This window comes from Halogeometricum sp. CBA1124 (assembly GCF_009741955.1).
Lineage (GTDB): Archaea > Halobacteriota > Halobacteria > Halobacteriales > Haloferacaceae > Halogeometricum > Halogeometricum rufum.
The window spans coordinates 1-7,307 of record NZ_WPCD01000183.1 but is presented as its reverse complement, the minus strand read 5'-3'; the positions used below and the strand labels follow the sequence as shown (position 1 = coordinate 7,307).

Genomic DNA, 7,307 nt, shown 5'->3' with positions numbered 1-7,307 from the left:
CGCCGCAGTCGGGACACGCGGGAGCGTCGTCGCCGGCGTCCCGCGCGGGAACCCGTTCCGCGCAGTCGTGACACCAGTACGACCCCTGCACCTCACTCGTGCCGGTTCCGCGGTCCGGCGACTGCGTCGACGCCGCGAGCACGTCCCTGAGCGTGCCAATGACACTCATAGTCGTTCGTGATACTGCAGGGAGATAGTCGCCACCCGGTCGTGCGTCCACCACGGACGACCGAAGCGAGGGAGCGACGCGTCGGCCGCGCGCCGCGGCGGTGACTCGGACACCGGTCGAAATCAACGGTCGGACGTCAGACGTCGGCCGCGAGGGCGTCGAGGGCGCGTTCCAACTCGCCGCGGCGTTTCCACGCGGCGACGCGGTCGGTCAGGGAGGCAAGCGGCAAGCCGAGACTGACGGCCGACCGCGCGGTGACGGTGACGCCGCCGTCGGCGGGTTCGACGGTCACCGTCGTCTCCATCGCGTCGAACGGACCCGCCTCGCCCGCCTGTTCGTAGCGGAGTCCGTCCTCGTGCGTCCGGAAGCGGAGGGCGAACTCCACGCCGCGCGCGCCGACGACGACGACAGTCTCCGCACCCTCGTCGTGGACCTCGCGCACGTCGAAACTCCCCTCGTAGGTGACCATCGCCTCGGGCGTGAGTCGCCGGAGGACGGTCGGCTTCGACCGCGGGACGAACCGCGACGCCGTCACCTCGTGCATACACCGTCTGCCGTGACCGCCCGTGTATAGCTGACGACTCCGCCCGGCGTCGTGGGTGGGTCGAGAGCGAGCGTCGACGGCGCAGTTACCGAACGTCCGTGAGCGAGACGGTCACCGACCGGTCCACCGTCAGCCACTCCGTCGCCATCCGGTGGTCTGCCGGCGAGAAGACGGTCAACTCGCGGGGGTTCGACGGGTCGCCGTACAGACACGCCAGTTCGAACTCCGGGGCGTCCTCCGGGCCGGCGTCGTTCGGCCCGGCGTCGTCGTTCGGTGCGGGGCCGGACGGGTCGGACGACATCCGTCAGGCCGCCCGCTTCGCGCAGTTCGCGCACCGCTTCCGCCGCGTCGAGACGTACTCCCCGCACTCCAGACAGCGGAACCGACTGCGTACGTACTCCGTGTGCGATTCGATACTCGTTCTTCCACCAGCTCCGGACACATACCATTCATACGCACAGCTACTAATAGATTTTTTTGGACGCTGAATGGCCTTTTGTCGTTATTCGTGATGAGACAGGCACATCTATCGGTGTTCCCGTGCAGTCAGACCAACGGCAGTAAGAGGAGGAGGAACAGGGCGAACAGGAGCAGTCCGCCGTACCACAGTCGGCGGAACCGGGCGTCCACCGGGCGTTCGCCGCGGAGGGAGGGGTCGGTCGTCCAGACGAAGCGGTAGTAGGCTGCGACGCAGACGCCGGCGGCGACGAGGATGGAGAGCGGGACGCTGACGGCGAAGTCGACGCCGAGGGCGTCCAGATACAGCGGGCCGAACGAGATGCAGAGGAGGACCCCCAAGCCCGCGACGACCACGAACGGGACGGGGTCGACTAGGTCGCCGCGTCGGTTGCGGGGTCGCATACGGGTTCGTACGCCCGAATTACAAAGAATCTAAGTGTGGGAGGTCGAAGCGTCGTGTATGGGAACCAGCCCCACGTCCCGCGGCGACCCGCGCGTGTTGTTCGCGATGAACCTCGTCCTCTCGTCGCTGTTCGCGGCCGTCGTCGTGTGGGGGCTGGACTTCATCGGGCTGTTGGAGTTGACGTTCGTGAACGTCGCGTCGTTAGCGCTCGTCCTGATGGCTGTCACGTACCTCGTGACGCGGTGACGACGCGGTAACGACGCGAAGCGGCGGGAGCGCTCGTCCTGATGGCTGTCACGTACCTCGTGACGCGATGACGACGCGGTAACGACGCCGAGGAGTGCAGCGACCGAACGACGGTGGGACCGAGGCAGACTGCTTCGCGTGAACCTCCCGCACGAGTTTTCTCCGGCGGATTCATCGGCATTTATGTCGGTGGACGGCCCGCGTTTCGAACAACATGCCCATCGAAGACCGAGACGACGCGTACCTCATCACGCACGCGCTGGCGAAAGACACCCTCCTCAGACTCCGGGACGTCGAGACCGAACAGGTGGCGTTCCGGAAGGGGCTGGTGAAACTCGGCCGTATCTGCGGGTACGAGATAATAGACGGCGTGATGGAGACGGAGTACGTCACCGTCCAGACGCCGCTGACCGAGACCACCGGCGAGCGCGTGAAGGGGCTCGACGACGTGGTCATCATCAACGTCCTGCGGGCGGCGACGCCGTTCGTGGAGGGACTGCTGAAGGCGTTCCCGCGGGCGAAGCAGGGCGTCATCAGCGCCGGGCGCGACGAGGAGGCCGGGATGGACGAGGACGGCGAGTTCCCCATCACCATCGACTACGTGAAACTGCCCGAGATAACCGAGAAGGACACCGTCATCGTCGCCGACCCGATGCTGGCGACGGGGAGCACGATGTGCGCCGTCCTCGACCACGTGCTGGAGAGCACCGCGGCCGACCCGACGGACCTGTTCGTCCTCTCGGCCGTCTCCGCGCCGGACGGCCTGCTCCGCGTCGGCGAGCAGTTCCCCGACGCCGACCTGCTCACCGTCGCCATCGACGACTACCTCGACGACGACGGCTACATCGTCCCCGGACTCGGCGACGCGGGCGACCGGGCGTTCCGCACGAAGTAGCGGCCCGTCACCCGCCACCCGCCCCCGGTTCTCACCTCACTCTCTCCGCTACCGCCCCTCCCGTCGCTCGGCCCCACCGCTCGTTCTCCGGTCCGACGCGTCGGTGGGGAACAACGACTATAGCGGCGGCCGATAGAGGTGGGACCGATGAGCGACACCGACCCATGTGACGCGTGCGGAGAGCAGGTGACGGACGCCCTCGCGCGCACGGTCAGAGTCTCCGTGGACCGCTCGGAAGTCGACAGCCAGCGACTCTGTCCGAACTGCTTCGCCGGATGGATCGAGCGCTACCGGACCGAGATGGCCTCCGGAGGGACGGGCGACGACGAATCGGGCATCATCGTCGACTAGTCGTTCGCGGGCCCCCGGCTGGACGCCGTTTCCGTCGACTGCTGGCGGGCACGAGTGACCGACTCCCATCGTACGCTCGTCCCGCGAAGTAGCGTCGCCGCCGTCAGAACGACGACGAAGTCGAGGAACTGTCGGTAACCGAGGAGATGAAACGGTGCGTATCGAATCAGTCGCCAGTGGCGGTCTGCCACGTCGAGGGCCGTCGCGGCGACGAGAAGGACGACGAGCAGGAAATATCCCGCGACTATCGCCACGCCGACGAGACCGCCGTTCAATATCGCGAGCAGAATCGCCCACGTGACGACGATACTCGCGAACGGAACGAATAGCAGCGACATCACCGACAGCGGAAAAGTGAATCGATGGAGGAAGCCGTAATCGGGGGTCGAGAGCACGTCGCGATGTTTGAACAGGGTCTGGACGTTCCCGCGCGTCCATCGGAGTCGCTGATTTAGGAGGTCGGCCACAGAGAACGGCGCTTCCGTGTAGACGACACTCTCGACGAGTTCCACTCGCCACCCCGTCTTGAGCAACCGGACGGTCAGATCGAAGTCCTCGGTGACGGTGTCTGGGTCGTATCCGCCGACGCCGGCTATCGCCTCGCGGCGGAACACGCCGAGACAACCGGGAACGACCATCACGGTGCCGAGGTACGAAAACGCCCGTCTGAGGGTGTTGATTCCGAGTACGTACTCCAGCGCCTGGACACCACCGACGATGCCGTCAGGATTGTCGATGACGACGGTGCCTGCGAGGGCGCCGAGGCGGTGGTCCGATTCGAGACGAGCCACGGCCGTCCGAATCGCCGACGACTCCAAGACGCTGTCGGCGTCGACGGCGACGACGACCTCGCCTCGACTGCAGGAGAGCCCGAAGTTCAGTGCGGCGTGTTTGCCGCCGTTCGACCGGTGGTAGACGGAGACGGAGTCGCCTCGGTACGCCGCCGCCTCGGCGTAGGTCTCGTCGGTACTTCCGTCGTCGACGACGATGACTTCCATCCGGTTTTCCGGGTAGTCGGAGGCGAGTATCGATTCGATGCAGTTGCCGACGTACTTCGACTCGTTGTAGGCGGGAACGAGTACGCTCACGAACGGCGGGTCGTCGAGGGTGTCGTCGGAGTCGACCCGTTCGCGCACCTGTGCAAACATGAGTGGGAACACCACGACGACGACGGCGGCGATGACGACGAATCCCGCGAAGACGACCACCTCGAACACCGACGGGAGCGACCAGCCGAACACGGTTCCGGCAGCGACGGCCAGCGTCACCGAGACGGTGAGGAGCCACATCGAGAGCTGTGTCTGCTGCTTCGCCAGGCGACGGAGTCGTCCGCCGTGAGCGAGGGCCAGCACCCACGGGAGGCAGACCGACGTGAGAGCGACGAACGGGACAGCCTCGGTCGCGTACTGTTCGGTGTACACGAGTCCCGTCACGAGACACGACGCGACCAGTATCGAGGCAAAGAGCCAGCCGGATATCGGGACCGTGACACCGAACAGTCGGTCGAACGACTGCGGCCAGCGCACCGTACCGAAGACGAGGAGACTGACGACGAACGCGAATCCGAGGGGAGCGAGAATCAGAGGGAGAGGGAACAGCGCCACCCCCGCTAGGAGAACGAAGAGGAGAATCGACAGTTGGACCGGCGCTCGCGCGACCCATCCAGCGGCGTGAGTACGCGGGTCCTCGTCGTCCATCAGTTCGTATCCACCGATCCAGCGCCGCGAGAGCCGACCAGCCAACCGACGTCGAACCGGGCGTCACACTCCGCACAGTGGCCGAGGAATCCCACACAACAGAATTCCTCGTCGTCCGGCTCGACTCGCTCGTCGCACTTCGGGCAACAGAGGCGGTGACCGACCGTCTCGAAGACCGCTGCCACGTCGACGAAACCACAGGCCTCGTGTTCGAACATCCCCACCCGTCGGACACGCGACTCGCCGCAGTCGGGACACGCGCCTGCCAAGGGCCCCTTCGGAGCGGAGGGCAGTTGTTCACGTTCAGCCATATATCAATTATAGATTGTCTCTCGGATATTGTTATGGCGACGGTGACAGAGCCACAGCGAGCTAAACCGACGGTTTAGCCTGTTTTCACCGCGGATCGACTCCGGTCCACCCCGCGGTAATGATCGGCTACTAATGCGAGAGGCCCCCGACGGTACGGTATGGACAGACGACGGTTCCTGGGACTAGTCGGTGCAACGGCGGGTACCGTCGTCGGCGGATTCGGTACGGTACGTACCACGAGGAGAAGGGGAGCGACGCGTGCCGGTGACTTCCTCGCCGGTGTCTCGGTGCCCCGTCCGCCGGTTCGAACTCTTGAGAGATTCGAGAGGTGGACTGGCAAGCGGCACGCCGTCGTGATACTGTATGCGACACTTGGTCAGTCCGACGAGAGCATAGCGCGAACCGTGTCGACGCTGGAGTCAATATGGACGCACGGCCACGTCCCGCTACTGGTGTTGGAACCGACGTTGGGCACCGGATCGGAGACGCCGACGACGATTTCGAGAGACGTAGCCAGCGGAAAACACGACGGGAGAGTAGACGCGTGGGGTGACGCACTCGGAAGGTGGCTTCGGCGAGGGTGGGGGCGCGCCGACCGTCGCCTGTTTCTGGAGTTCGCTCCGGAGATGAACGGCGACTGGATTCCGTGGGGGGCGCCTGCCGGCGAATCGACGCCGGAGGACTACGTCGCGATGTACCGACGGGTGCACCGGCGCGTGATGTCGAACGATCTCGGCCGGACGCACGTGCAGTGGGTGTGGGGACCGAACGCCGGCGGGCGCGGCGGCATTCCGTTACCGGACTACTACCCAGGCGACGACGTCGTCGACTGGGCGGCCGTCAACGGGTACAACTGGTGGAACTGGGGCGGGTGGTCGACGCCGGCAGAGGTGTACGGGAAGGCGCTCGACCAGATACGGACGGTCACCGATGCACCCATCGCCGTCACCGAAGTCGCCTGTTCGAGCGAAGTCGAGTCCGGCAACGATCCGGCGCGGAAGGCGGCGTGGATAACAGAACTGTACGAGTACGCCGTTCGTGAGGAGTTGAAGATGGTCTGTTGGTTCAACCACGACAAAGAGACGGACTGGCGCGTCTTCGATAGTGTCCGCGGCACCGACGAGACGAGGCAAGACGGCGAGACGATACACGTGTACGACACGTACCGGCGAGCGATGGATCGGCCGACCACGCTCGGCGTGCATCCAGACGACAGGCGTCGACTCACCGAACGAGAGTTTCACGGCGCGTTCTGAGCGACGGTGGATGCGCCCGCGTGGCGGCCGTCCGTCGGCACCGTCGGTCATTCGGTGCGACACACGGACGCATCAGGCCCGAGCGACAACTTCGAGCCGGTGTCTACGGTCGGGACTGAACGCACCACCACGGGACCGACACGCGGGCACACCGAACCCCCTCGCTTCGGGTCGAACCTCGCCGCAGTCGGGCGGTCTCGTTTCGAACCGAACGAGTCGAAACGGACCACCGTCCCCGCTCCATGCGAAACGTACCCGTACCTACCCGAATCGTCCGAACCCGTTCGAACCGGGACGTACGCGGGCCCGTCCGGTCCGAACCCCTTCGCTTCGCCTCGAAAACGAGCGACTGCGGTTCGGTGCCGAGCCCGGAGCGGGGGTGCGAAACGGTCCCCCGGAGCGGTCGGGAACGGTATATAGGGGTGGTTACCGCTCGTCAGCGTCGGCGTCGGGGTCGGCGTCGTCTCCGCCACCGCTCTCGGTGTCGTCTCCCTCTTCGGCCGCCGAGAGGCCGTCGTCGCCGCGTTCGAGCGCTTTGGGTACGTCGTGGTGGTCCGAGTAGCCGTCGAACCACCGAACCGTGCGTTCGAGGCGGTCCACGACGTGCCCCGGTTCGCCCGAACGCGACAGTTCGTGGCCCTCTCGCGGGTAGCGCACCAGGCGCGTCTCGACGCCGTTCTTCTTCATGAACAGGTAGAACATCTCGCCGTTGTTGACGGGGACGCGGAAGTCGTCGTCCGCGTGCATCACCAGCGTCGGCGTCGTCACGTCGTCGGCGTAGGCGACGGGCGACTGCTCCCAGAGGAACTCGGGCTCCTCCCACGGCGTCGTGTCGTAGTCGCCCTCGACGAGTTTTGAAACGCGTCCGTCGACCCCGTAGAACGACGCGAGGTCGAAACACGCCGCGTTGGGGCGACGGCGCCGTCGAAGAAAGTCGGTGTGGCCGACGATCCAACCGGTCCATGTACCCGCCGA

At 65.8% G+C, this 7,307-nt stretch carries 10 protein-coding genes; 4 read left to right on the top strand and 6 right to left on the bottom strand.

Annotated elements, in window-relative coordinates:
* Positions 1-305 precede the first annotated feature (305 nt).
* From GJ632_RS17240 to GJ632_RS17230, 3 genes are all read right to left on the bottom strand, one after another.
* Positions 306-713: an SRPBCC family protein gene (locus GJ632_RS17240; protein ID WP_191453595.1), complete on the bottom strand. Its 408-nt coding sequence runs from the start codon at positions 711-713 to the stop codon at positions 306-308.
* 85 nt (positions 714-798) lie between these two features.
* On the bottom strand, positions 799-1,014 hold the full coding sequence (locus GJ632_RS17235) for a hypothetical protein (RefSeq protein WP_191453594.1): 216 nt from the start codon (positions 1,012-1,014) through the stop codon (positions 799-801).
* A gap of 245 nt (positions 1,015-1,259) precedes the next feature.
* Positions 1,260-1,574, bottom strand: a complete 315-nt coding sequence (locus GJ632_RS17230) for a hypothetical protein (protein ID WP_191453593.1) — start codon at positions 1,572-1,574, stop codon at positions 1,260-1,262.
* Positions 1,575-1,632: 58 nt separating this feature from the next.
* Between GJ632_RS17230 and GJ632_RS17225 the strand changes: the two genes are divergently transcribed.
* From GJ632_RS17225 to GJ632_RS17215, 3 genes are all read left to right on the top strand, one after another.
* A complete protein-coding gene (locus tag GJ632_RS17225) occupies positions 1,633-1,821 on the top strand; it encodes a hypothetical protein (RefSeq protein WP_089806894.1) in 189 nt (62 codons plus the stop codon).
* A gap of 214 nt (positions 1,822-2,035) precedes the next feature.
* The gene (upp, locus tag GJ632_RS17220; protein WP_089803754.1) at positions 2,036-2,716 is read left to right on the top strand and encodes a uracil phosphoribosyltransferase; all 681 of its coding nucleotides are present in this window, start codon (positions 2,036-2,038) and stop codon (positions 2,714-2,716) included.
* 147 nt (positions 2,717-2,863) lie between these two features.
* Positions 2,864-3,067, top strand: a complete 204-nt coding sequence (locus tag GJ632_RS17215) for a hypothetical protein (protein WP_089803755.1) — start codon at positions 2,864-2,866, stop codon at positions 3,065-3,067.
* On the opposite strand, the gene GJ632_RS17210 is transcribed toward GJ632_RS17215, so the two are convergent.
* Positions 3,064-4,764, bottom strand: coding sequence for a glycosyltransferase family 2 protein (locus tag GJ632_RS17210; RefSeq protein ID WP_191453592.1), 1,701 nt, complete (start codon positions 4,762-4,764; stop codon positions 3,064-3,066). The genes GJ632_RS17215 and GJ632_RS17210 overlap by 4 nt on opposite strands.
* Positions 4,764-4,982 carry a hypothetical protein gene (locus GJ632_RS17205; RefSeq protein WP_231751641.1) on the bottom strand — a complete coding sequence of 73 codons (219 nt, stop codon included), beginning with the start codon at positions 4,980-4,982 and terminating at the stop codon, positions 4,764-4,766. The genes GJ632_RS17210 and GJ632_RS17205 overlap by 1 nt, the downstream gene beginning before the upstream one ends.
* Positions 4,983-5,480: 498 nt before the next feature.
* On the opposite strand from GJ632_RS17205, the gene GJ632_RS17200 reads away from it, so the two are divergent.
* Positions 5,481-6,332: a glycosyl hydrolase gene (locus GJ632_RS17200; protein ID WP_343161235.1), complete on the top strand. Its 852-nt coding sequence runs from the start codon at positions 5,481-5,483 to the stop codon at positions 6,330-6,332.
* A gap of 426 nt (positions 6,333-6,758) precedes the next feature.
* On the opposite strand, the gene GJ632_RS17195 is transcribed toward GJ632_RS17200, so the two are convergent.
* On the bottom strand, positions 6,759-7,307 hold a 549-nt coding region (locus tag GJ632_RS17195; protein ID WP_191453589.1), incomplete at its 5' end, for a S9 family peptidase.

Bases quoted from the DNA above. Each gene is read 5' to 3' on its own strand.
- GJ632_RS17240 (WP_191453595.1), bottom strand. From the start codon at position 713: ATGCACGAGGTGACGGCGTCGCGGTTCGTCCCGCGGTCGAAGCCGACC.
- GJ632_RS17235 (WP_191453594.1), bottom strand. From the start codon at position 1,014: ATGTCGTCCGACCCGTCCGGCCCCGCACCGAACGACGACGCCGGGCCG.
- GJ632_RS17230 (WP_191453593.1), bottom strand. From the start codon at position 1,574: ATGCGACCCCGCAACCGACGCGGCGACCTAGTCGACCCCGTCCCGTTC.
- GJ632_RS17225 (WP_089806894.1), top strand. From the start codon at position 1,633: ATGGGAACCAGCCCCACGTCCCGCGGCGACCCGCGCGTGTTGTTCGCG.
- upp (WP_089803754.1), top strand. From the start codon at position 2,036: ATGCCCATCGAAGACCGAGACGACGCGTACCTCATCACGCACGCGCTG.
- GJ632_RS17215 (WP_089803755.1), top strand. From the start codon at position 2,864: ATGAGCGACACCGACCCATGTGACGCGTGCGGAGAGCAGGTGACGGAC.
- GJ632_RS17210 (WP_191453592.1), bottom strand. From the start codon at position 4,764: ATGGACGACGAGGACCCGCGTACTCACGCCGCTGGATGGGTCGCGCGA.
- GJ632_RS17205 (WP_231751641.1), bottom strand. From the start codon at position 4,982: ATGTTCGAACACGAGGCCTGTGGTTTCGTCGACGTGGCAGCGGTCTTC.